General features: G+C 65.7%; 20 protein-coding genes. 16 read left to right on the top strand and 4 right to left on the bottom strand.

What is annotated here, in order from left to right:
- The first annotated feature begins 235 nt into the window (after positions 1-235).
- The gene (locus AC1DCZ_RS14545) at positions 236-811 is read left to right on the top strand and encodes a helix-turn-helix domain-containing protein (protein ID WP_476975228.1); all 576 of its coding nucleotides are present in this window, start codon (positions 236-238) and stop codon (positions 809-811) included.
- Here the strand turns inward: AC1DCZ_RS14545 and AC1DCZ_RS14540 are convergent.
- Positions 808-1,368 (bottom strand): hypothetical protein, encoded by a 561-nt coding sequence (locus AC1DCZ_RS14540; RefSeq protein WP_476975227.1) that lies wholly within the window; start codon positions 1,366-1,368, stop codon positions 808-810. The two genes, AC1DCZ_RS14545 and AC1DCZ_RS14540, sit on opposite strands and share 4 nt — an antisense overlap.
- A 404-nt stretch (positions 1,369-1,772) precedes the next feature.
- Here AC1DCZ_RS14540 and AC1DCZ_RS14535 point away from each other — a divergent pair, with 404 nt between their 5' ends.
- The 12 genes from AC1DCZ_RS14535 (at position 1,773) to AC1DCZ_RS14480 (ending at position 17,945) form a co-directional block, all read left to right on the top strand.
- A complete protein-coding gene (locus AC1DCZ_RS14535; protein ID WP_476975226.1) occupies positions 1,773-3,200 on the top strand; it encodes an ammonium transporter in 1,428 nt (475 codons plus the stop codon).
- Positions 3,197-3,535 carry a P-II family nitrogen regulator gene (locus tag AC1DCZ_RS14530; protein ID WP_476975225.1) on the top strand — a complete coding sequence of 113 codons (339 nt, stop codon included), beginning with the start codon at positions 3,197-3,199 and terminating at the stop codon, positions 3,533-3,535. The genes AC1DCZ_RS14535 and AC1DCZ_RS14530 overlap by 4 nt, the downstream gene beginning before the upstream one ends.
- Positions 3,536-3,646: 111 nt before the next feature.
- Positions 3,647-4,711: an agmatinase gene (gene speB, locus AC1DCZ_RS14525; RefSeq protein WP_476975224.1), complete on the top strand. Its 1,065-nt coding sequence runs from the start codon at positions 3,647-3,649 to the stop codon at positions 4,709-4,711.
- Positions 4,708-6,363 (top strand): thiamine pyrophosphate-binding protein, encoded by a 1,656-nt coding sequence (locus tag AC1DCZ_RS14520; protein WP_476975223.1) that lies wholly within the window; start codon positions 4,708-4,710, stop codon positions 6,361-6,363. Before speB ends, AC1DCZ_RS14520 begins: the two co-directional genes overlap by 4 nt.
- A gap of 196 nt (positions 6,364-6,559) precedes the next feature.
- Positions 6,560-7,045 carry a MarR family winged helix-turn-helix transcriptional regulator gene (locus AC1DCZ_RS14515; RefSeq protein WP_476975222.1) on the top strand — a complete coding sequence of 162 codons (486 nt, stop codon included), beginning with the start codon at positions 6,560-6,562 and terminating at the stop codon, positions 7,043-7,045.
- A 103-nt stretch (positions 7,046-7,148) separates the two neighbouring features.
- Positions 7,149-9,299: an MDR family MFS transporter gene (locus AC1DCZ_RS14510; protein ID WP_476975275.1), complete on the top strand. Its 2,151-nt coding sequence runs from the start codon at positions 7,149-7,151 to the stop codon at positions 9,297-9,299.
- 282 nt (positions 9,300-9,581) lie between these two features.
- Entirely contained in the window at positions 9,582-11,315 is a 1,734-nt protein-coding gene (locus AC1DCZ_RS14505; protein WP_476975221.1) for an ABC transporter ATP-binding protein, read from the top strand.
- A complete protein-coding gene (locus AC1DCZ_RS14500; RefSeq protein WP_476975220.1) occupies positions 11,312-13,375 on the top strand; it encodes an ABC transporter ATP-binding protein in 2,064 nt (687 codons plus the stop codon). Before AC1DCZ_RS14505 ends, AC1DCZ_RS14500 begins: the two co-directional genes overlap by 4 nt.
- A 128-nt stretch (positions 13,376-13,503) precedes the next feature.
- Positions 13,504-13,941, top strand: a complete 438-nt coding sequence (locus AC1DCZ_RS14495) for an acyl-CoA thioesterase (protein WP_476975219.1) — start codon at positions 13,504-13,506, stop codon at positions 13,939-13,941.
- A gap of 113 nt (positions 13,942-14,054) precedes the next feature.
- Positions 14,055-14,303: a hypothetical protein gene (locus AC1DCZ_RS14490; RefSeq protein WP_476975274.1), complete on the top strand. Its 249-nt coding sequence runs from the start codon at positions 14,055-14,057 to the stop codon at positions 14,301-14,303.
- A 182-nt stretch (positions 14,304-14,485) separates the two neighbouring features.
- Positions 14,486-16,717: an McrB family protein gene (locus AC1DCZ_RS14485; RefSeq protein WP_476975218.1), complete on the top strand. Its 2,232-nt coding sequence runs from the start codon at positions 14,486-14,488 to the stop codon at positions 16,715-16,717.
- Entirely contained in the window at positions 16,704-17,945 is a 1,242-nt protein-coding gene (locus tag AC1DCZ_RS14480; protein WP_476975217.1) for a 5-methylcytosine restriction system specificity protein McrC, read from the top strand. The genes AC1DCZ_RS14485 and AC1DCZ_RS14480 overlap by 14 nt, the downstream gene beginning before the upstream one ends.
- A 2-nt stretch (positions 17,946-17,947) precedes the next feature.
- On the opposite strand, the gene AC1DCZ_RS14475 is transcribed toward AC1DCZ_RS14480, so the two are convergent.
- The 3 genes from AC1DCZ_RS14475 to AC1DCZ_RS14465 all read right to left on the bottom strand — a co-directional run bounded on the left by AC1DCZ_RS14475 (position 17,948) and on the right by AC1DCZ_RS14465 (position 19,421).
- On the bottom strand, positions 17,948-18,265 hold the full coding sequence (locus AC1DCZ_RS14475; protein ID WP_476975216.1) for a hypothetical protein: 318 nt from the start codon (positions 18,263-18,265) through the stop codon (positions 17,948-17,950).
- A 175-nt stretch (positions 18,266-18,440) separates the two neighbouring features.
- Positions 18,441-18,905, bottom strand: a complete 465-nt coding sequence (locus tag AC1DCZ_RS14470) for a very short patch repair endonuclease (protein WP_476975215.1) — start codon at positions 18,903-18,905, stop codon at positions 18,441-18,443.
- A gap of 81 nt (positions 18,906-18,986) precedes the next feature.
- The gene (locus tag AC1DCZ_RS14465; RefSeq protein ID WP_476894646.1) at positions 18,987-19,421 is read right to left on the bottom strand and encodes a pyridoxamine 5'-phosphate oxidase family protein; all 435 of its coding nucleotides are present in this window, start codon (positions 19,419-19,421) and stop codon (positions 18,987-18,989) included.
- A 177-nt stretch (positions 19,422-19,598) separates the two neighbouring features.
- Here AC1DCZ_RS14465 and AC1DCZ_RS14460 point away from each other — a divergent pair, with 177 nt between their 5' ends.
- From AC1DCZ_RS14460 to AC1DCZ_RS14450, 3 genes are all read left to right on the top strand, one after another.
- Positions 19,599-20,255 carry a DUF6318 family protein gene (locus AC1DCZ_RS14460; protein ID WP_476975214.1) on the top strand — a complete coding sequence of 219 codons (657 nt, stop codon included), beginning with the start codon at positions 19,599-19,601 and terminating at the stop codon, positions 20,253-20,255.
- Positions 20,256-20,258: 3 nt separating this feature from the next.
- The gene (locus AC1DCZ_RS14455) at positions 20,259-21,182 is read left to right on the top strand and encodes a PKD domain-containing protein (protein ID WP_476975213.1); all 924 of its coding nucleotides are present in this window, start codon (positions 20,259-20,261) and stop codon (positions 21,180-21,182) included.
- A 410-nt stretch (positions 21,183-21,592) separates the two neighbouring features.
- Complete coding sequence (locus tag AC1DCZ_RS14450; protein ID WP_476975212.1) at positions 21,593-22,663, top strand: alkene reductase; 1,071 nt, start codon at positions 21,593-21,595, stop codon at positions 22,661-22,663.
- The last annotated feature ends 301 nt before the right edge of the window (positions 22,664-22,964 follow it).

Here is a 22,964-nt window from a genome sequence, read left to right as displayed (position 1 = left end):
CTTGGCGCTGCGCTGGGCTTTCGGCCGCTACTCGACGGTTTGGCGAGGGCGTCACCCCCGGGGCGCTCCGCTTGAGTCCCCGATAGGCAACACTTGTTGTCAAAGAGCAGGTTGGGATTCCGGTAACAGTCACGACGCATCCCGTGCCGCTGCAGTTTCCGGCGTCACAGGGCCGTTGTCCGGCTAGGATTGCTCCAATGATGGGGCCGAGCGGCCGGCCGTGAAAGGTTCCTAAATGAAGGCTCTACCAGTTGAACCGAGCAACGTTCCCGTTGCCATCGGTTCCCGGATCCGCGCCGCACGGCAGTCGCAGCGGCTCACCATAGAGCAGGTTGCCGATGCCACCGGGCTGACGAAGGGCTTTCTCAGCCGGGTCGAGCGGGACCTTACCTCGCCCTCGGTCGCGTCCCTCGTGACGCTGTGCCAGGTGCTCTCCATCTCGATCGGTGACCTGTTTGCCGCCCCGGAAACCCACCTCACCAAGCAGAATGAAGGGCCCCGGATCTCGCTCGGCGGCGAGGGGATCGTGGAGCGACTGCTGACGGCCCGCTCCGAACGCCGGGTCCAGATCATCCAGGCCGTGATCGAACCGCGCGGCCGCGGCGAATCCGAACTGTACGCCGTGGACTGCGACGTCGACGTCCTTCACGTCGTCAAGGGCAGCATCCGGCTAGTCCTTACCAACGAGGAGTTTGAGCTCCACGCCGGGGATACTGTCACGTTTCCAGGCCGGGAGCCGCATACGTGGGTCAACCCCACGGACGACGCCGTCGAGGTCCTGTGGGTCCTGGTGCCCGCCGCCAGCCGCTAACCTCCGGCTGGGGCGCATGGCCTCGCGGTTGGAGTGGAATGCATAGCCGTCCACTTCCACGATGAGGAATCAATCAGGAAGTCGACCCGGCTGATTCCCGGGAGCTGGACCTGGGTGTCGAAGCCGATTCGGTTTGCCTTGAACAGATGCTGGGCATCGACCTCCACGATCGACTCGGCCCGCAGGTCCAACAGCCGCACGGCCTGCAGTACCGGACCGGATCTGTCGCCGACCAGCTGGGCCTTCAGCAATTCGAGGGGAATGCCATGCAGGCGCATGGCCGATGTCGCCAGGGCTGTTGATGCGGGCGGCTGTAGGCACGAGAGCGCGTGCAGCGCAACGTCCTCGACCGCGGCCACTGGCAACAGGGCAGGGCCCTCGAACCGGATGGTCCGGTGCCGGATGAAGCCGGTACCATGGCCGTGGTTGCAGGCCAGATGATGCTGGGCAGGGATCTCCCTCAGCCAGAGGCCGTAGTACGGTGCCGCACTGGCGCAACTGACGCGGGCATTGTGCCGAATGGCCGCCACGAGCTCCGGCTGGCACTCGGGCAGCACGAAGACTCCCCGCCGGGGTTGGCTCGCTCCCACCTGCGGCAGTCCGGCGATTTCCGTCGTTGTTTGGCGCGCGGCGGCCCCACGGCCGGCACAAGCCCAGAATCCCGCGGCCCACCACGGGCCGGCCCGGGGTGGGCGTGGAAGCAACCGGGAAGGAGCGTCGGGCCGGCCGGTTGCCTCGGACATTCGGATGGTGAGATCTACGTCACATGCCATTAACACGCTGGAAACCAGGAATTAATTCCCGGGCCCACTTTGTAACGTGCGCGCAAAGACAGGCGAGCCTAAGGGAAACATGCCGTCAGTAGCGTCATCTGCGGGGGACGTGCAACCCGTCCGCAGTTGAAATGGACTCGCCGAATCGGCGCCCGTTGGAGCGCCATCACTCGAGGAAGGCTCCCGCAATGAACATGTCCGTGCTTGCAGTAGGAATGGCAGTAGATCCCCAGGCTCTTGATCCTGGCGCGACGGCGTGGATGCTTGCAGCGTCCGCCCTCGTCCTCCTCATGACTCCAGGCCTCGCGTTCTTCTACGGCGGCCTCGTGAGAATGAAATCCGTCCTGAACATCATGATGATGAGCTTCGGTGCAATGGGCATCGTCGCCGTCGTCTGGGCCCTGTGGGGTTACGGCATGGCGTTCGGGCCCGACACCCTCGGCGGATTCGTCGGGGACCCCTTCGCCAACTTCGGCCTGAGCGGACTGACCAGCAGCATCGGCGGCAAGGCTGCGGGCCTGCCGGACATGGTGTTCATCGGTTTCCAGGCCACCTTTGCCATCATTACCGTCGCCCTCATCAGCGGGGCGGTCGCCGAACGCGTCAGGTTTGGCCCGTGGCTCCTGTTCGCCGCGCTGTGGGTGACGCTTGTCTATGCGCCGATCGCCCACTGGGTCTGGGGCGGCGGAATCTTTGGCGCTACCGGCATCGTCGGCAGCAAGATCTCGGCGCTCGACTTCGCCGGCGGCACCGTCGTGCACATGAACGCAGGCATCGCGGGCCTCATGCTGGCCGTGGTTCTGGGCAAGCGCCTCGGCTTCATGAAGGACCCGAATATCCGTCCCCACAACCTGCCCTTCGTGATGCTGGGCGCGGGACTGCTGTGGTTTGGCTGGTTCGGTTTCAATGCGGGCTCGGAACTCGCGGCCGACGCCACGGCAGGGCTGGCCTGGACCAATACGCTGCTGGCAACGAGTGCGGCACTGCTTGGCTGGCTGCTGGTGGAGCGGATCAGGGACGGGCATGCCACGTCGCTCGGTGCCGCCTCGGGTGCGGTGGCTGGCCTGGTCGCCGTCACTCCAGCCTGCGGGTTCATCGACCCAGTCGGCGCCATCCTCATCGGCACGATCGCCGGGGCGGTGTGTGCGCTCGCTGTCGGGCTGAAGTTCAAGATCGGCTTGGACGACTCGCTTGATGTCGTGGCCGTACATTTCGTCGGCGGCCTGTGGGGAACCCTGTCGCTTGGATTCTTTGCCGTCCCGTCCGCCAAGACCGAAGGTGGATTGTTGTACGGCGGCGGCCTGGCGCAGTTCTGGCCCCAACTGCTCACCGCGCTCATCGTCACCGTGTGGAGTGCCGTCATGACCACTCTGATCGGCTTCGCAATTCACAAGACCATTGGCATGAGGGTGACCGAGGCCGATGAGCTCTCCGGCATCGACGTGACGGAACATGCGGAAACGGCGTACGAGCTCCTCATGGTCGGCGGAAGCTTCCATCCCGGTGATCCGCACGGAAAGGCCATCCCCGCGGCCACCCAGGCTGAGGTGAAGGCGGAGATCCAGGCCGAAAGCCGTCCGGAAAGCGAACCAGCCCGCGGCAAGGTCTCCACATGAAGCTCACAGCCATCGTGCGGCCGGAGAAGGTCGACGCCGTCAGCGTTGCCCTGGAGGGACTCGGGGTCAACGGGCTGACGGTCAGCCAGGCCAGCGGCTACGGCCGGCAGCGCGGCCATGTGGAGGTCTACCGCGGCGCTGAATACAACTCCGATCTCCTCCCCAAGGTCAGGGTGGAAGTCCTGGTCAACGAGGACGTAGTCGACGGCGTCGTGGAGGCGGTCCTGTCGGTGGCCCGCACCGGCCACTTTGGGGACGGAAAAATCTGGACCATTGACGTCCGCGACGCCGTCCGCGTCCGGACGGGGGAGCGGGGCGCCTCGGCCATCGCCTGAACGGATGGCCCCGGCGCGCGTGCATTGGTAAACAAATGATGCGCACCGCGAAACTTCGAGTGTATGATGGCTGTCACACCCGTCAGTCAATCCTCGAAGGAGAGGCTTCTTTTGGAAGAGCTGCGCATCGAGGCCAACGGCAACCTTGGCCCCATCGATTCATCCCGCATTCCGCGCTACGCGGGAGCCGCCACCTACGCCCGCCTGCCGCGGCTGGACCAGGTCGCCAAGGCCGACGTCACGGTCGTCGGCGTGCCGTTCGATTCCGGCGTCTCCTACCGCCCCGGCGCCCGTTTCGGGGCCAACCACGTCCGCGAGGCCAGCCGGCTGCTCCGCCCGTACAACCCGGCCTGGGATGTCAGCCCCTTCGAGAACGTCCAGGTGGTCGACGCCGGCGACATGGCGGTCAACCCGTTCAACATCCATGAAGCCATCGAAACCATCCAGCAGAACGCCCTGGACCTGACGGCGGCCGGCAGCAAGCTGCTGACCCTCGGCGGTGACCACACCATTGCCCTGCCGCTGCTGCGGGCCGCCGCCGAGCGCGCCGGCCAGCCCGTCGCCATGCTGCACTTTGACGCGCACCTGGACACCTGGGACACCTACTTCGGCGCCGAATACACCCACGGCACGCCTTTCCGCCGCGCTGTCGAGGAAGGCATCCTGGACACCGAGGCCATCAGCCACATCGGCACCCGTGGCCCCCTGTACGGCAAGAAAGACCTCGACGACGACCACCGCTTCGGCTTCGGCATCGTCACCTCCGCCGACGTCTACTACCAGGGCGTGCTGGAGACCGTGGCCAAGGTCCGCGACCGGATCGGGAACCGCCCGCTCTACATCTCCGTGGATATCGACGTCCTGGACCCGGCCCACGCCCCGGGCACCGGCACGCCGGAAGCCGGCGGCATCACCAGCCGCGAACTGCTGGAAATCATTCGCGGCTTCCGCGGCATGAACCTTGTGGGCGCCGACGTCGTCGAGGTCGCCCCCGCCTACGACCATGCCGACATCACGGGTGTGGCCGCGAGCCACGTCGCTTACGAGCTCGTGACCCTGATGGCGGACCGCGCAGTGGAGGGGGACAGGTTCGGCACGCCCAACGGCTACGCAGCCCAGGCCCTCGGCCAGGAATCGCGGCGCCCGGCCGGATTCGCCCCGGCGGTCACCCAGTGACCGGCGTGCGCAACGGCGGGGACCTCGTCGTCGAGACCCTTGAGGCGCTGGGCGCCAAGACGGTCTTCGGAATCCCGGGCCAGCACGCCCTGGGCCTCTTCGACGCGATGGGCCGCGGAAACCTGCACTTCGTGTCCTCCCGGGTAGAGAACAACTCGGCCTTCGCCGCCGACGGCTACTCCCGCGCCACCGGCGAAGTGGGGGTCCTCTTCCTCTCCACCGGACCCGGCGCCCTGACGTCGCTGGCCGGGCTGCAGGAGGCCTACGCCACCGGCGTGCCCATGGTGGTCGTGGCGAGCCAGATCCCGCTCGAAGGGCTTGGCGCGCGCCGCAAAGGCATGCTGCACCAGCTCGATGACCAGAAGGCCTCGGCCGCGAACGTCACCAAGAGCCAGCGGCTCATCCAGCACGCCTCCGGCATTCCCTCGGCCATCCAGGACGCCTGGACCGAGGCGATCTCCTCGCCGCAGGGGCCCGTGTGGCTGGAAATTCCGCAGAACGTGCTCCTGGATCCCATCATGGTGCCGCCGGTGGAGGACGCCCTCGCCGAAGCGGCGGATAATCCGCCCCGGGTGGAGCTGGTCCGCGAGGCCGTGAAATGGCTCTCGACGGCGGAGCGTCCCGCCATCATCGCCGGCGGCGGCACGCGCCGCGGCAAGGCCGAGAAGTCGCTGCTCTCCATCGCCGAGAAGCTGCGCGCACCGGTCATCTGCACGCCGGGCGGCAACGGTGCGTTCCCCTGGAACCACGAACTCTCGCTCCAGGCCTGGATCGAGGACCAGTACATGACGGAGGTCCTCGAGGACGCCGACGTGCTGATCGTCATCGGCTCCTCCCTGGGCGAGGTCACGTCCAACTACTTCACGTTCGAACCCCGCGGCCGGATCATCCAGATCGACGCCGAACCCCGCGTCCTGGAGTCCAACCGCCCCGGCCTGGGCATCCGTGCCGACGCCGGACAGGCCCTCGCAGCCCTCGATGAGGCCCTGACGGAACCGCACGGAGAGCGCGCCGACTGGCACGGCACGGCGCCCGAGGTCCTTGTCAAGGAAACCCTGGCGAAGGTCAAGGGCCGCCTCGAAGCCCAGGACCTCGGCAAGGAACTAAAGTTCATGGCGGACATCCGCGAGGCCGTTCCCGCGGACATGCAGACGTTCTGGGACATGACGATCTCCGCCTACTGGGCCTGGAGCTGCTGGGACGCCCGACAGGGCCAGTTCCACTCCGCGCAGGGCGCCGGCGGACTGGGCTTCGGCTTCCCCGCGGCGATCGGCGGCGCCGTCGGCCTGGAAACCACCGGCAGGCCGGGGCGGGTACTGGCTGTCTCCGGCGACGGATCGGCAATGTACTCCATCTCCGAGCTCGCCACCGCCAAACAGCACAACGTTCCGGTCACCTGGCTGATCGTGGACGACGGCGGGTACGGGATCTTGCGCGAGTACATGGTCGGCGCCTTCGGCAAGGCCACGGCCACCGAGCTCGCCCGGCCCGACTTCGTCAAACTGGCCGAGGCCTTCGGCGTGCCGGCCGTCAGGGTCGCCCCCGAGGGCGTCGGGGACGCGCTGAAGGCTGCTTTCGCCGCGGACGGCCCCAACGTCGTCGTCGTCGAAACCCTGCTCAAAATGTTCGGGCCCACACACCTGGCCACCTAGACGGTCCACCGCGTCAGTCTCCGCGCGGACCGGCAGCCAACCCTTGCGGCACACGTGAGGGCGGCGCTGCCGGTCCGCGCTCGGCGTTTAAACGCCTCCTTCGGCAGGCCTGGCCACCACCCTCACAGGTTAGTTTCCCAAAGTAACCAATTTTGCTATATAGTTGCCTTGGGCAAACAAAAGAGGGGTGTCCGTCATGTCAGTTGAATCCAACGCTGCAGCCAAACTCGTTTATCAGATCTTCGATCTCCAGCGCGCGGTCCGGTGCGTCGCCGCAGCCAACCTGCGGGGGCAGGACACAGGGGTGGCTCTGCAGGGCGTTCTCCGCTTCGTGGGGGAGGGCGAATCCCGGGCCACACACCTTGCGGAACGGCTCGGCGTCAGCGCCCCCGTCCTCAGCCGGCACATCGCCGAACTCGAGGAACACGGCTATGTGGTCCGCAGGCCGGATCCGGAGGACGGGCGGGCGCAGCTGATCGCCCTGTCCGCCGTCGGCGCGGAGAAACTCCGCGTCATCGAGGACCAGCGCACCGCAACCATCCAGGGCCTGCTGGCGGACTGGAGCGAGGACGACGTCGAACTGACGGCGCGGACCCTCAAGAAACTTGCTGAGTCCCTAAGGACTTCAGCCCGGGCAACGACGGCCGGAACCACTAACACGACCGAACTTGTTGAGGAGTAGACATATGGCTAGCCACGCAGCCGCGACAGGGCCGTCCCCGGCCCCGTCACACATTCCACCGGGAGCATCCCACGCACCGGAATCCGCCGCCCAGCCGGCGCCGATGACCCACCGCCAGATCATGGAGGCCCTCACCGGGCTGCTGGCCGCGTTCTTCACCGCCATCCTGAGCAGCACCATCGTGGCCAACGCACTCCCGACCATCATGTCGGAGCTCAAGGGCACACAGACCGACTTCGCCTGGGTGATCACCGCGGCGCTGCTTGCCAACGCCGCAACGACGCCGATCTGGGGCAAGCTGGCGGACCTCTTCAACAAGAAGGTCCTCGTCCAGCTAAGCATTGTGATCTTCGTGGCCGGCTCCGTCATGGCCGGCCTCTCCCAGACGATCCCGCTGCTGTTGACCGCCCGCGTCATCCAAGGCATCGCCATGGGCGGGCTCACGGCCCTGGCCCAGGCGATCATCGGATCCATGATCCCGCCGCGTGACCGAGGCAAGTACTCCGGCTACATGGGCGGCGTCATGGCCGTCGGTACGGCCGGTGGCCCGCTGCTGGGCGGATTCATCGTGGACAGCCCGCTGGGATGGCGCTGGACCTTCTTCGTCTGCGTCCCGCTCGCCGTCGTTGCCCTCATCCTGCTCCAGATCACGCTGAAGATCCCGCACATCAAGCGCCCGGCCAAGATCGACTGGCTCGGTTCGATCCTGCTGACCTCCGGCGTCAGCCTCCTGCTGATCTGGGTCTCCTTCGCCGGCAACCCGGACTACTACGACTGGTGGTCCTGGCAGACGGCGGCCATGGTCGGCGGCGGCGTGCTGCTTCTGGCCCTGCTGGTGGTCGTGGAATCCCGCGTGGCCCAGCCCATCATCCCGCTCAAGATCATCTCCGAGCGCACCACTGCCCTCGCGATCCTTGCCTCGGTGGCTGTGGGCGTCGGCATGTTCGGCTCCTCGACCTTCCTTGGCCAGTACTTCCAGGTGGCCCGCGGAGCCACCCCCACCGAAGCCGGCCTGCTGACCCTGCCGATGATCGCAGGCAACCTGATCGGTTCCGTGGCCTCCGGCATGCTCATCAGCCGCACCGGAAAGTGGAAGCGCTACCTCGTGGCGGGCGCCGTCCTGCTGATCGGCGGCCTGGGCCTTGCAGGCAGCATGGACCACACCACCGATCTCTGGCTGACCGGCATCTACACCGCCATCCTCGGCATCGGGCTCGGCCTGCTGATGCAGAACCTGGTCCTCGCGGTCCAGAACACGGTCAAGGCCACCGACATCGGCACGGCCAGCGCCTCCGTTGCCTTCTTCCGCTCCTTCGGTGGCGCCATCGGCGTCTCGGTCCTTGGTGCCGTGCTGGGCAACCGCGTCAAGGAGCTCGCAGTGGAAGGACTCGCTGCGGCCAAGATCCAGGTCCCGGCCGGTTCCTCCGGCGCCAGCATGGACCTCAAAGACATGCCGGCACCGATCCGCGACATCATGCGCGCCGCGTACGGTGATTCGATTGCCCAGATCTTCCTGATCTCGGCCATCATCGGCCTGGTGGCGCTCGTGGCGATCCTGTTCATCAAGGAACGCCCGTTGCGCCGCACCGTGGACATCAGCGCCGAACCCGCCGAGCGCGGAGCCGACGCCGCGGCAGCAGCCGGCGGAATCGTGGCCGCGACCGCACCGGGGACGGCCGGGATCGACGCCGGTGAGCAGTCCGACGGGTTCCGGTCCTACGACGCCGGCACCCCCGGGACTGCCGGCTCAGCCGCTTCGCCTGACGGGTCCGCATCCGGAAGCGGAATCGTGGATCTTGACCGCGAATTCATTGAAGTGCTCAGCAGGCAGCGCGCCAGCGAATCCCGGTTCCCGGACGCCGCCCGTCCGGACACCTTCGGTCCGAATGCCGGACTTTCGAAGGCCGGGCTCGCGGCCGCCGGCCAGCAGGGGTCCACGGAGGACCGGGCCTCGGACCGGGAAGGCGCCCGGGCGCGGGCCCGCACCCTGGTGGCGGACGCGCGCGCCGAGGCCGCCGACGTTGTTCCCTTGCTGCTGCAGACCCAGCAGCTCTTGGCGGAGCAGCAGCTCCAGCTGGCCGACGCCCTGCGGGCGGTCTATGAGCAGGCGGCCGAGCAGCGTGCCATCGCCGCCGAACAGGCGCGTGTCAGCGAAGAGCTCACGGCCCTGCGCCGGCAGCTCTCGAAGGAACGGAAGCTTCAGCGCGCGGCCGCCGAGTACATCGCAACACACGGCCGGCACCGAAACGACTAGTCCGGCGTCCAGGGGTCCCCGGACCCGGATCCACGACGGCCCGGTGGCCGCCCTGCGGGGCGCGCCGCCGGGCCGCCGTCGTTCCAGCGGGAACCCCGAAGCACGAACGAATACACCGTTGGGATGATATTCGGTGTTCCATTTCCCATGTTGTTTCATGTGCGCCGGGTATTTCGTAGAGTGGGGCCTAGGCTGTCAGCCCCCACTGCTATTAATTACTCCATTCACTCGGCGCTCCCGAAAGCGCATCACCATTGACGTATTGCTAAAGGACTCATGGGCATGCTTGTCACCCTTATGCGGCGCTATTCCAAGCCGTACCTGCCGTACATCGCGGCTGTCGTCATTTTCCAGCTCGCGTCGACCATCGCGGCACTGTACCTACCCAGCCTCAACGCCCAGATCATCGACGAGGGCGTCTCCCGCGGGGACACGGACTACATCTGGCGCACCGGCGGAGTCATGCTCGGGGTCGCGCTGATCCAGGTGGTGACGGCCATCGCCGGAGTCTACTTCGGCTCGAAGGCCGCGATGGCGTTCGGCAGGGATCTGCGGCGCGGGGTCTTCCGCAAGGTCAGCAGCTTCTCAGCCAAGGACGTCAGTGTGTTCGGCGCCCCCACGCTCATCACGCGCGGAACCAACGATGTCCAGCAGGTCCAGATGCTCGTGCTCATGGGGCTGAACTTCATGGTGGCCACGCCCATCATGTGCATCGGCGGCATCTTCATGGCGCTGCGCGAGGACCTCAACCTTTCCTGGCTGGTCTGGGTCTCGGTTCCGCTGCTGACGGTTGTGGTGGGCTACCTCGTGGTCCGGCTGATGCCGCTCTTCCGCTCCATGCAGAAGAAGATCGACCGGCTCAACGGGGTCCTCCGCGAGCAGATCATCGGCATCCGGGTGGTCCGGGCGTTCGTGCGCGAACCCCACGAAGCCGAGCGGTTCGGCGCGGCCAACAAGGAACTCACGGATGTCTCGCTGAAGATCGGTGCGCTGTTCGTGCTGATGTTCCCCGCGATCGGGATGATCCTGCACGTCTCCACCGCCGCGGTGCTGTGGTTCGGCGGCCAGCGAGTGGACGCCGGCGAGATGCAGGTCGGTTCGCTGACCGCGTTCCTGCAGTACCTGCTCCAGATCCTGATGGCCGTCATGATGGGCACGTTCATGGCCATGATGATTCCGCGCGCCTCGGTGTGCGCGGACCGCATCGGCGAGGTGCTCGACGTCGAACCCTCCATCCACGAACCGCTCACCCCCGTGGCGCCGGCCGAAAAAGCGGGCCGCGTGGAGTTCCGCAACGTCTCCTTCGCCTACCCCGGTGCTGAGGCGCCCGTGCTCAGCAACATCAGCTTCACGGCCGAGCCGGGCGAGACCGTGGCGATCATCGGTTCCACCGGCGCCGGCAAGACGAGTCTCCTGGCCCTGTTGCCCAGGCTCTATGACGCTGAATCGGGCGAGGTACTGCTCGACGGCGTCCCCATCACCAACCTGGACCGGGCCGAGATCACGCAGCGGGTGGCGATGGTGCCGCAGCGTCCCTACCTTTTCTCGGGAACGATTGAGCACAACCTGCGGTTCGGCAAGCCCGAGGCCACGGACGAGGAACTGTGGGAGGCGCTGACCGTGGCCCAGGCGGAGGACTTTGTGCGGGAAAAGAAGGACGGACTCGGCTCCCGCATCGCCCAGGGCGGCACCAACGTCTCCGGCGGCCAGCGGCAGCGGCTGTGCATCGCACGGGCCCTCGTCACCGGGCCCAAGGTGTTCCTCTTCGACGACTCGTTCTCGGCCCTCGACGTCGCCACCGACGCCCGGCTCCGCCGGGCCCTCAAGGCCAAGACAGCGGACGCGACGGTGATCATCGTGGGCCAGCGGGTCTCGACGATCGCCGACGCCGACCAGATTCTGGTGCTGGAAAACGGCCGGATCGTGGACCGCGGCACGCACGAGGAACTGCTCGAAAGCTCCACAACGTATCAGGAAATCGTCGAATCCCAGCTGACTGCAGAGGCCGTGGCATGAACACCAACGAAAAAGTCTCTGCCAACGAAGCGCCGGGGAACACAGTTTCCCCCAATGAAGCGCCGGAAGAGGAATTCTTCGAAGAGGAATTCACTCCCGGTGAAGCCGACGGCGGCATGTTCGGCGCCATGCCGGCCAAGAAGGCGCAGCATTTCTGGCCTTCCGCGAAGCGCCTCATGGGCCTGCTGAAGCCCGAGCGGGCAGGAATCGCCCTGGTGCTCGGGATGGTGACGGTCGCCGTCGTCCTGAACGTCATCGCGCCCCGGATCCTGGGCCAGGCCATGGACGTGATCTTCGGCGGAGTCGTCGGCAAGCAGCTTCCGGCCGGGGCCAGCAAGGAACAGTTCGTCCAGGGGCTGCGCTCCCAGGGCAAGGACAACCTCGCCGACATGCTCTCCAAGATGGACCTGGTGCCCGGCGTTGGCATCAACTTCCAGAAGCTCGCCTTCCTGATCAGCGTCGTGCTGGTGATGTACTTCGTCGCCAACATCTTCCTGTGGCTGCAGGGCTACGTCCTGAACGTTCTCGTCATGCGGGTGGTCCGCAGGCTCCGGGACGACACCGAAAACAAGCTCAACAGGCTTCCGCTGAACTACTTCGACACCCGCCAGCGCGGCGACATCCTCTCCCGCGTCACCAACGACGTCGACAACATCCAGCAGGCGCTGCAGCAGGCGTTCGCGCAGCTCGTGAACTCGGCGCTGACAGTGCTCGGCATCGTGATCATGATGTTCATCGTGTCCTGGCAGCTGGCCCTGATCGCGCTGATCGCGCTGCCGCTGTCCGGGGTGGCCGCAGGCATCATCGGCTCCCGCAGCCAGAAGCTGTTCGCGTCGCAGTGGAAGAACACCGGTGAGCTCAACGGCCAGATCGAGGAATCCTTCTCCGGCCATGACCTCGTCCGCGTCTTCGGCCGCGACGCCGACATGCTGGCCCGCTTCGACGAGCGGAACGAGGCCCTGTACCGGGCGAGCTTCGGCGCCCAGTTCGTCTCCGGCATGATCATGCCGGTCATGCAGTTCGTGTCCTACCTCAGCTACGTGGGCATCGCCGTCGTCGGCGGCCTGCGGGTCGCCTCCGGCGGCATGAGCCTGGGCGACGCCACCGCGTTCATCCAGTACTCCCGCGAATTCACCCAGCCGCTGGGCCAGATGGCGGGCATGGCCAACATGCTGCAGTCCGGCGTCGCCTCCGCGGAACGCGTTTTCGAATTCCTGGACGCCGAGGAACAGGACGCCGAAACCGCCACCGAGCACCTGCCGGCGAAGACCGACGGCCATGTCGAGTTCAAGCACGTCACTTTCAGCTACTCCGCGGACAAGCCCCTGATCGAGGACCTGTCCTTCACCGCCGAGCCCGGGCACACCGTGGCGATCGTCGGGCCGACGGGCGCCGGGAAGACCACCCTGGTGAACCTCGTGATGCGCTTCTACGAGCTCAACGCCGGCAGCATCACCCTGGACGGCATCGAGATCACGCAGCTCAGCCGTCCGGAACTCCGCGCGAAGGTCGGCATGGTCCTGCAGGACGCCTGGCTCTTCGGCGGAACCATCTACGAGAACATCCGCTACGGCAAACTGGATGCCACCGAAGAGCAGATCATGGAGGCGGCGAAGGCCACGTTCGTGGACCGCTTCGTCCGGGCTCTCCCGGATGGTTACGACACGGTCATCGACGAGGAGGGGAACAACGTCAGCGCCGGCGAAAAGCAGCTGATCACGATTGCCCGGGCCTTTGTGGCGAACCCTTCGCTGCTGATCCTGGACGAGGCCACGAGTTCCGTGGACACCCGCACCGAGGTGCTGGTCCAGAAAGCCATGGCGGCCCTGCGCACAGAGCGCACGAGCTTTGTGATCGCCCACAGGCTCTCCACCATCCGCGACGCGGACACCATCCTGGTGATGGAAGCAGGCCGCATCGTGGAGCAGGGACGGCACGCCGAACTCCTGGAACTCCGGGGCGCCTACTATCGCCTGTACATGTCCCAGTTCGCCGGCGAAGACGCTGAGGCGTCCTTCTCGGAGAACGCGGCGGAAGAGCCGACGGCGGTGCGGAGCTGAGCGCCGTCGGGCCCACCGCCCAGAACCCGCCGGCCTTCGACCAGACCGGCCAGAACCCGGCCGCGCAGAACCCGCCGGCCTTCGACCAGACCGGCCAGAACCCCGGGCGCATCGAGGTGCAGGTGCCGATGCGCTGGGGCGACATGGACGCCTACGGCCACATCAACAACGTCCAGATCGTCCGGATCCTGGAGGAAGCCCGGATCGGGGCCTTCGGGCCTCCGCGCGGACCCGGGCTGCCCGGGATCGAGCCGCCGGTGTCGCTCTTCAACGACGTCCCGGAAGGCACCCTCGCGCTGGTGGTGGAGCACAAGATCCGCTACGTCAGGACCCTCGAATACCGCAACGTGCCCGCCGTCGTCCAGCTGTGGATCGGCGCGGTCAAAGGCGCCAGCTTCGACATCCACTACCTCATCCGGGACTCCGTTACCGGCGAGGACTGCGTGCGGGCCACGAGCCATCTGGCGTTTGTAGACGAGGCGAGCGGCCGCGTGCTCCGGCTGACCCCCGAGCAGAAGGAACGGCTCGCACCGTTCACCGTCACGCACGCAGCGGCCGGCCGCTGACGGCGGGCCGGCCCGACCGGTCCCATCGCCTCTACCTCCGCGTCGGGATCGCTCCTACAATGAACAACCCGGCAACACCCACCCGGAAGCAAGGAGCTGTGATCACGGTGAACATGCGCAAGAAGCACATCCGGAAGAAGAAGACGTGGAAGGAACTCTCGCCGACGGCGCGGTTCGGGACCATCCTGGGAGCAACCATCCAGATTGCCCTCCTGATCGCCGCGCAACGGGACATTTCACGCCGGCCCGCGGCGGAGATCCGCGGCAGCAAGGCAATGTGGCGGGCGGCCACGCTGATCAACTTCGTCGGCCCAGGCTGCTACTTCACCTTCGGCCGGAAGCGGCTCCCCGCCACCAAATAGCCGGTAAACGGCTGACGGACATCTACGAAACAGCCGGCAAGCAGCGGCCGAACGTCCGCCAGGCGTCAGCCGGGCAAGGCTCTCCGGCTGGGCGCCCGGCTCCGGCGTAGCCTGGGCTACTGTCCAGTAGCGCCGGGCTGGGCTTGATGCGCACGTTCAGCTTAAACCTGTAAATTGAACCTATGACCCCAACCAAAAAGCCTGCCATGCACCGCGCCCTCGGCATCTCCAAAGAGATCGAAGACGCGGCGTGGTTTGTCCTGGGGCCCGGGCTGCACGGCAAAGCGTCGGCCCTGGACGGCCGCACCAGGACATGGTCGGTCCCGGCCGCGGCGGAGTTGCTGAGCCGTCTCGAGCGGGGCGTTCCCGACCCCAAAGCGCCCATGATGACCAACCTCCGCCAGAACCTTGAGGGTGCGTCGCGGGGAGCCAAGCAGCTCGCTGTCGAACTGCTGTTCCTCCAGTCCCTGCCGCTCGCCCACGAGGTGAAATCGCTCAAGGTCAAGCGTGCCCGCGTCGCCGAGGCCGCATCCTGGCTGGAGCCTCCGCTGGAGCTCCCGGACGAGCTCTACGCCGGCATGACAGACCATGGCGTCATCCGGGACCGCACCGCCGAGTTCAACTGGACCATCTGGGACCACCTGAAATGGCTGTGCCGGTTCGTCCGGCATGTGGCCGCGCAGTCCTCGACTGCCGTCACGGCGGCAGTCAAGGACCCCCTTGCTTTCCACCGCCTCGTTGCAGGGACTCCGGACGACCAGCCGGCCATCCGCCGCAGCATTGAATTCCTGGTCTGGCCGAGCTACTTCGAGCCCGTCGTGGCCGACGTCGAACGGCAGGAGATCCGCGACGCGTTCGCGTCCCTGGTGGGCGGCGCGAAGGGGGACAGCGACGAGGAAGTCTCGGCTGACATCCACCGCATCCGTCTCCACCTCGACGAGCAGGCCGGCCAGCGGATCGACTGGTACTCCCGCCAGCTCGTAAGCCAGTGGCGCAAGGTCGGCGATCCGGGCCGCCGCGCCTGGCTGCTGCGTACCCACCATGACAACGCCGAACTGCAGGGCGCCTGGCGGGCCGAGGAAACAGTGACGCTCGACGTCGAGCACCTCCGCCTGCTGGATCCGGGCGTCACGGCGGGGCTGGTCCAGCACGCCGTCGACGAGGACTACAAGCACCTCGGCTACGTGGAGCGCGAGGATACGAAGACCGCCATCTTTGCCTTCCTGACGGTGATGAAGCCGGGCGACCTCGTCCTCTACCAGACCTCCGGCACGGTCCGGGTTGGCGTGGTGCTCGGCGAACCGGAGCACCGGGAGGACAACCGCAGGCTCCACCGCAAGGTCCGCTGGTTCGACGAGACGCACGAAGTGTCCGGGCTTCCCCGGCACGTGCAGCGCCAGCTGACTACCCCAGGCAACATCGTGGACATCACCCGCGTCATCCAGGCCCTCGAAGCCCTGCTGCCGGCAGAAGCCGAAGCTGACGAGAACGACGGCGCCGAGCCGGCCGCCGTCGTCGAACCCGCCTGTGACGGTTTCCGGCCCCTGACGCCCGAGTTCGCCGCGTCCTTGCACATGGATCTGGAGCCGCTGCAGGAGATCGCCGAACTCCTCGAGGAGAACCGGCAGCTGGTGCTGTACGGGCCGCCGGGAACCGGAAAGACGTACCTCGCCAAACACCTGGCGGCCGAGCTCGCCGGCGACACCACGGATGAGCGGGTCAAACTCGTCCAGTTCCACCCGTCGTACGCCTACGAGGACTTCTTCGAAGGCTTCCGCCCGGACAAGACGGACGAGGGCCAGGTCTCCTTCAAGCTCGTGGCCGGACCGCTGCGGCGGCTCGCCGAGGAAGCCGCCAAACCCGGCAACGAGAACAAGCCGTACTTCCTGATCATCGACGAGATGAACCGGGCGAACCTGGCCAAGGTCTTCGGCGAGCTGTACTTCCTGCTCGAATACCGCGATGACCGGATCTACCTCCAGTACAGCCCCAACGAGCCGTTCACGCTGCCGGACAACCTTTACATCATCGGGACCATGAACACCGCGGACCGCTCCATCGCGATGATGGACGCAGCGATCCGCCGCCGCTTCTCCTTCATCGAACTGCACCCGAAGACGGAGCCCGTGAAGGGTTCGCTCCTGCGCTTCCTGCAGGCCAGGGACCTGGATACGACGCCGGCCCTGCTGCTGGATGCCCTCAACGACGCGATCGACGAGTGGGACCGGGACCTCATGATCGGCCCGTCGTACTTCATGAAGAAGTCTGCCCAGACCCCGAAAGGGCTGCGCCGGATCTGGAAGTACGAGCTCATGCCGCTGCTGGAGGAGCACTATCACGGCCAGCTCAACCGCGCCCAGCTCGAAGAGCGCTTCGGACTGGAACAACTGCTCGGCCGCCTTGCGCACGTCTAGCCTGGGTGCCTCGCCGTTGCGCCGGATCGTCCTCGATGAGCTGTCGGCGGGCGTTGTGGAACGGCTCGATCCGGGCAGCGCCGCGTACGTCAACGGCACCGGCCTGGCCAAGGCCTCGCCGATGGGGATGGGCCTGTACCGGATTGAACCGGTGGGCAAGATCGGTTCGGTGCGCACGCCCACGGTGCAGCTGGAGGTCCGGCCGAAAGAACGGCTGGGCCTGGGCCGGCTCCTGTTCCTGCTCGGCTACGCGGGGGACCAGGGTTTCCGGGACGATTCCGTCGCGGCGGTCGAGGAGACGGACCTGTGGAGCGCGCTGGCCGAATCGCTGGCGCAACTAGCCGAACGTGCACTGAGCCGCGGCGTCCTCCAGGGCTATCTGACGGTGGAGGAATCGCTCCGGACGGTCAAAGGCCGGATCCGGATCTCGGACCAGGTCTCCCGCCGCCCCGGCATGCTGGTCCCGCTGGAGGTCTCCTACGACGAGTTCACCGAGGACATTGCCGAAAACAGGATCCTGCGCGCCGCGCTGGTGCGGATGTCCCAGGTGCCGGGGGTGCGCCCTGAAGTGCTCAGCCGGCTGCGGCAGTTGAAGGGAAAGCTCGACGCCGTGACGCGCCTTCAGTCTGGCGCGCCCCTGCCGCAGTGGCGGCCCAGCCGGATGAACACGCGCTACCACGCGGCCCTCCGGCTCGCCGAAGTGATCCTGCGGAACGCCTCGGCGGAGGCCGGCGACGGCAAGCAGCAGTCGGCGTCGTTCGTGGTGGATATGGCCAAGGTGTTCGAGGACTTCGTCGGGACCGCACTGCGGGAAGCCATGGCGGCCTACCCGGGGGAGATGCGGCTGCGCTTCAACGCGCTGCTGAACGAGGCGGTTCGCGACTCCGACCGGATCGTGGTGCAGCCCGGCGCCGTGCACTTCCTGGGCGGGCGGCCGGTGATGGTGTACGACGCCAAATACACGGCGGCTGCGGACATCGGCGCGTCCCTGTCCGCAGACCACTACCGGATGCTGGCCTACTGTACGTCCCTGCGCGTGCCCACGGCGTGGATGATTTACCCGGGCGCAGGCGAGATCAAGCTGCGCCGCATTCTCAACACCGATATTGACATCGTGGAATTTCCGTTGGATTTGTCCCTGCCGCCGTCCGAGATCCTCGCCTCAGTGGCTGACCTCGCCCAGCAGTCCTGGGGCGAAGTGTTGCGGCAGGCCAAAATAGACCGCTGACGTTAGACGGATTCATCCTGCACGATGGACGCCATCAGCAGGTGCTTCAACAGGGCCTTTTCCGGCTGGCCGGGATGTTCTGCGACATGCCGGCGGAGTCTTTCGCGCACTTCCACTTCTGCGGGGCCGGTCTCAGCGAGAATTTCATCAATGATCGAAGTCACCTGCAGCCGCAGGGGTTCGAGGTCGTGCTGTGCCTCGCTGGGCTTAGCCGGGATCGCGTCGGAGCTGCTGTCTCCGGGCCGCCGGAATTCCAGAACCTTGGATTCGGTGGATGGCTGCGATGGCGGCGTGGCGCTGTCCAGTGGCTGGTTCGACATCAGCAAGTGAGGCATCTTGCGCTCTCCCGTAGGTGTAGTAGTACCGACGGTACTAACCGAATAGAGTCTAAATCCCCCGAATGGGATAGTAGCCGAGAGAGATCGCCCTGTCTCGTTTAGCCACACCGTGATTGTCGGTGACGCGTGAACGCAAGGCCGACCACGCCGTGGCAGGTCACGAGGCCTGGGAATCGCGAGGTCCGGTCGCCGGGTCCCCGGTCCCGAGCAGAAACGCGTCCAATTGGTGCTCCAGCGCTGACTGATCCTTCAGCTCGCATTCCCACACGGTGAGTACCTCCCAGCCGGCACTTTCGAGCAAGCGCCGTTGCTCGGCGTCGCGGTTCCGGGTCCGGGTTCGCTTGGTTTCCCAGAATTCAGCGTTGGATTTGGGCGCGTGCTGCCCTACCCGGCAGTCATGGAAATGCCAGAAACAGCCGTTGACGAAGATGACTTTGTGGCGGCTTGCGAACACGAGATCAGGGTTGCCGGGCAGCCGTCCGCCCCGGGTGGTGCCGTGGAGGCGGTACCGGTAGCCCTTTGCGTGGAGCAGTCGTCGGACCAGCAGTTCAGGCTTGGTGTTCTTGCCGCGGATACGGGACATGTTCCAGCTGCGCCGCTCAGGTGTCAGCTTGTCCGCCATCGTTTAAGTCTAGGCGGCGCACGGTCCGCCCGCGCCGGGTTGGGGGCGCCGGCGGGCTCGCCGGGGTTGGGGCGCGGGGCGCTAGATTTCCCGTTCCGGGTGTTCGCCGAACTGGAAGTGCCGGCCGCTGACCGACGTCGGCTCAATCTCGACGTAGAAGTCCTTCAAAGTGGGGACCCAGGGCTTCAGCCCGAGCGCCTCGGCTGCAGCGATATCTGCGGACTGGTCGAGCACCCTGGCGGTACCGCGGAGAACCACAGACCATGCTTCCTCGGACAGGATGCCGTCAGTTTCGAAGAGCACTTTGGAATTGATGGTGAGTTCGGCCAGTTTGTTGCCGGGGGCCGTGCGAAGGAACAGCTTCTTGCCGCTGACCGCGTAATTCACGGGGAAGATGTCGGGCTCGCCGGCCACGGTGACTACGAGTCTGCCGTGCTTTGTGCCCTCAATCAGTTTCCAGTTCTGTTCTTCATCCAGATTCAGGATGGGATTGCCGTCTGCATGTTCGAACATCATGGGTTCATTGTTCTGTTCGCTGTAGAGAAACGCTAGAGGCCAATGGGCCCGAGTGTCGATCTTGAGGTTCCCTTGCAAGCCTGTGGATAACCTTGACCGCCAAAATGTGATGTCGGTTACCCTTAAGCATTGTTTGGATTCAGGCGTCTTGATTTTCTATCGGGGGAGTAGCTGACCATGACATCTCGCACTTCGACTTCCAGGCGCCAGCGCACGGTTGTAGCCGCGATTGTCACGGTCTTCCTGCTCTCGATCACGGCCTGCAGCGGGGGGGGAGCGGCGCCGCCAGCTTCGCCGGCCGCTGAGTCTTCCAGCCCGTCGGTGTCCTCCACCCCCACTGCGACGCCAACACCGACGGCCACCTACAAGCCTGCCGATGCAACAGGCAGGGCGCAAAATGTCCCCGTTCCCGTACTGCCGGAGGCTGCAAAGGCGGAGACGAGGGAAGGGCTCGAGGCGTTCGCGCGGTACTGGTATTCGCTTCTGAACTACTCCTACCAAACTGGTGACCTCTCGGGCATCAATGCCATATCGAGTCCTTCATGTGCACTTTGCGGCAAGACCTTTCCCGGGATCCAAAAATGGAATTCTGAAGGAAGGTGGATAGTCGGAGCGACCATCACTGTCCATGCCGTCCAATCTCAATTCGTGAAAACAAGTGCGGGCGATTTTCAGGTCGCCATCCAAACGCAGCAGAACGCTGGTTCTCTGAAGAACGCAGACGGCTCCGAAGCTCAGGTCGTCAAAGAATCCGGGATGCTGGGAGACTTGATGGTGGCGAGATACGAGAAAGGAAGTTGGGCCGTTCAAAACGTTGACCGGCTCGGGGGCTAAGTAATGAGCCTTGGGGGATTATTGCCGCGGCTCGTGAACGCGGGCGTTCTTGTCTTCGCCTTGCTGATCTCTAGCCCACTTTCTGCGGCAGCGGACGACTCGGAAGTCTCTTGGAGTACTTCTGGACTTGGAGTTTGGCGCTTCGACTCAGCCGCTGGCGTATGGGTGGACGCCCCTGGGGATGTGCCCGCAGATCCTAATACCTACAAATTCGAATATCTCTGTCTCGACGATGCCAAGAACAATTTCGATATTGCTTGCTTGGCCGGAGCAGTGAAATGTGATGCGGGGAATGCTGGGCGACCTGTCGCATGGTACTCATCGCTTCGAGCGTTCACCCCGCCGATCTGGTCAAGGATTCGCCCGGATCGATGTATCTATTCCGAGCGGCCTGATGATGTATTGGGCAGAATCGCGGCGCAAATCCAAACCGCGTTCGAGCAGCTACCTGTCAATCCTGGCAACTCTATTATTCAGCCGAGCCCGCACACTCTCCGAGGTGCCGAGACAAACTTCTATGCGGTAGCCGTCGAACAAGCATTCGCCATCGACATGCTGGGTCAAAGTGTCTCCATCGTTGCAAAGCCCGTGCAGTACACCTGGAACTATGGCGACGGCACGTCGCTCGGACCGCAGACTGCGCCGGGCGGACCCCTCCCACAGGATCGCTGGGGCGAAAAGACGCCCACCAGCCACGCCTATACGCAGACCGGCGATTTCTCAGTGGTGTTGACCACGCATTTCCAAGGCACCTACTCGGTGAATGGCGGGCCGCCGCTGCCCATCCCAGGCCAAGGCCGGTTCAGCTCACCGCCGCAGACGGTCAGCGTCTGGCGCTCAATCACCAGGAACTACGCCGACGACTGCCTCCAAAACCCGCAAGGTCAGGGTTGTCCCGGCGTCGCACCCTCAGCTCCGGCAGGCTGAACCGGCCGCCCTGCTGGTGCCCGACAGAACCGAACTCGACGCAGACGTCATCATTTACGCCACCGGCTAAGGGTCCATGAACGGCTGGCTGGCCGATCTGGTCGCACCCGAGGTGCTCGACGGCGTCGGCAGCTTCGTCGGGGGAGGCGCACCATGTGCGCGGTCCGGGCTCGGATGACGTCAAGGTCCGGGTGCTGAAACCGGCTGCAGAGGCGAGCCGACGCGGCCTTTGGACGTGACGGTGTAACGCCGTTCTGGACGCGAGGGCGGCGTCGTGAAGCCCGCGGGCGCCCTCGTAACGTATCGATCTGGGGACGTCCGCCCGGAGTGATCCGAGTCTCATCAGGAATAGTTGCAGCCGCCTTGCAGTTTCCGACAGTGAACCCATTCCACTGTGAAAGGAATTGCGCATGCTGTTTTCCCCGATGACCATTGGCGAGCTGGAACTGCCCAACCGGCTCGTGATGGCGCCGCTGACCCGGCTTCGGTCCGGCCAGGAAGGAATCCCGGGACCGCTGGTTGTTGAGCACTACCGCCAGCGGGCCTCGCTCGGCCTGATCGTCAGTGAAGGCACCTACCCGAGCCCCGCCGGCCGGGGCTTCCCAGGCCAGCCCGGTCTGGTGACCCCCGAACAGCTCAAGGGCTGGTCCGAGGTCACTGCGGCCGTCCACGCCGAAGGCGGCCGGATCTTCGCCCAGGTCATGCACGCCGGCCGGGTCACGCACCAGGACACGACTGGCGGCCATGAAGTTGTCGCGCCCAGCGCCATCGCGATCGACGGCGAAACCCGCACCTACGCCGGCAAGAAGCCTTTCCCCGTCCCGCGCGCCCTCGCCACTGAGGAACTGCCGGGAATTGTCGAGGAATTCGTCACGGCGTCCCGCAAAGCCGTCGAGGCACGGTTCGACGGCGTGGAGCTGCACTCCGCCAACGGTTACCTGCTCCACGAATTCCTGACCCCGTCTGCCAACCAGCGCGACGACATCTACGGCGGTTCCCCGGAGAACCGCGTCCGCTTCGTCATTGAAGTGGCCGAGGCTGTCGTTGCAGCCCTCGGCGCAGACCGCGTGGGCATCCGCATTTCGCCGGAGCACAACGTCCAGGGCGCTCTCGAACTGGATGCGGCCGATGTGCAGGAGACCTACGGCCGGCTCGTCGACGGTCTGGCTCCCTTGAAGCTGGCGTACCTCAGCGTCCTTCACAAGGAGCCCACGAGTGCACTGGTCCAGGACCTCCGCGCACGCTTCGGGGGAACGTTCCTCGTCAACACGGGCTTTGGCGTCGTCACGACGCGCGATGAGGCAGTGGCGCTCGTGGCGGACGGTCACGCTGACGCCGTCGTCGTCGGACGCCCGGCCATCGCGAACCCGGACCTGGCCCGCCGCTGGCGCGAAGGCCTGCCCGTCAACGAGCCCGATCCGTCCACGTTCTACGCGGACGGCGCTACGGGCTACACGGACTACCCGGCGTACCAGAACTAGGGCCAAGCCAGGCCCGTCGCCGGGGGACATGTCCATCGGCAGCCACCAACAGTGGGCAGAACACCATTCTGCCCACTGTTGGTGTTTAAGAATGGGCATGTCCCCCGGAGTGGGATCCGAAGAATGAGCATGCTCTTCGCGCGCTCCCTAGATGTATTACCCACGGAGGTTGGTGACATTCGGCGTGGTGGGGTGACATGAAGAAGACCTCCGAGTGGAGTGGGGCTTGTCTAGAGTCCAGTTCCACAAACGGAGGTCTTCGTGTCCCACCCTAATGCTTTTCTCGCGCCGAAGGGCCGAC

It is taken from the genome of Arthrobacter sp. 10N418 (assembly GCF_056394725.1).
The sequence above is the reverse complement of the archived record's forward strand: the minus strand, read 5'-3'. Positions and strand labels throughout refer to the sequence as shown.

What these genes read in the sequence shown, in the direction of transcription:
- AC1DCZ_RS14545 (WP_476975228.1), top strand. Translation starts at nt 236, where the DNA reads ATGAAGGCTCTACCAGTTGAACCGAGCAACGTTCCCGTTGCCATCGGT.
- AC1DCZ_RS14535 (WP_476975226.1), top strand. Translation starts at nt 1,773, where the DNA reads ATGAACATGTCCGTGCTTGCAGTAGGAATGGCAGTAGATCCCCAGGCT.
- AC1DCZ_RS14530 (WP_476975225.1), top strand. Translation starts at nt 3,197, where the DNA reads ATGAAGCTCACAGCCATCGTGCGGCCGGAGAAGGTCGACGCCGTCAGC.
- AC1DCZ_RS14515 (WP_476975222.1), top strand. Translation starts at nt 6,560, where the DNA reads ATGTCAGTTGAATCCAACGCTGCAGCCAAACTCGTTTATCAGATCTTC.
- AC1DCZ_RS14510 (WP_476975275.1), top strand. Translation starts at nt 7,149, where the DNA reads ATGACCCACCGCCAGATCATGGAGGCCCTCACCGGGCTGCTGGCCGCG.
- AC1DCZ_RS14505 (WP_476975221.1), top strand. Translation starts at nt 9,582, where the DNA reads ATGCTTGTCACCCTTATGCGGCGCTATTCCAAGCCGTACCTGCCGTAC.
- AC1DCZ_RS14500 (WP_476975220.1), top strand. Translation starts at nt 11,312, where the DNA reads ATGAACACCAACGAAAAAGTCTCTGCCAACGAAGCGCCGGGGAACACA.
- AC1DCZ_RS14495 (WP_476975219.1), top strand. Translation starts at nt 13,504, where the DNA reads ATGCGCTGGGGCGACATGGACGCCTACGGCCACATCAACAACGTCCAG.
- AC1DCZ_RS14490 (WP_476975274.1), top strand. Translation starts at nt 14,055, where the DNA reads ATGCGCAAGAAGCACATCCGGAAGAAGAAGACGTGGAAGGAACTCTCG.
- AC1DCZ_RS14485 (WP_476975218.1), top strand. Translation starts at nt 14,486, where the DNA reads ATGACCCCAACCAAAAAGCCTGCCATGCACCGCGCCCTCGGCATCTCC.
- AC1DCZ_RS14475 (WP_476975216.1), bottom strand. Translation starts at nt 18,265, where the DNA reads ATGTCGAACCAGCCACTGGACAGCGCCACGCCGCCATCGCAGCCATCC.
- AC1DCZ_RS14470 (WP_476975215.1), bottom strand. Translation starts at nt 18,905, where the DNA reads ATGGCGGACAAGCTGACACCTGAGCGGCGCAGCTGGAACATGTCCCGT.
- AC1DCZ_RS14465 (WP_476894646.1), bottom strand. Translation starts at nt 19,421, where the DNA reads ATGATGTTCGAACATGCAGACGGCAATCCCATCCTGAATCTGGATGAA.
- AC1DCZ_RS14460 (WP_476975214.1), top strand. Translation starts at nt 19,599, where the DNA reads ATGACATCTCGCACTTCGACTTCCAGGCGCCAGCGCACGGTTGTAGCC.
- AC1DCZ_RS14455 (WP_476975213.1), top strand. Translation starts at nt 20,259, where the DNA reads ATGAGCCTTGGGGGATTATTGCCGCGGCTCGTGAACGCGGGCGTTCTT.
- AC1DCZ_RS14450 (WP_476975212.1), top strand. Translation starts at nt 21,593, where the DNA reads ATGCTGTTTTCCCCGATGACCATTGGCGAGCTGGAACTGCCCAACCGG.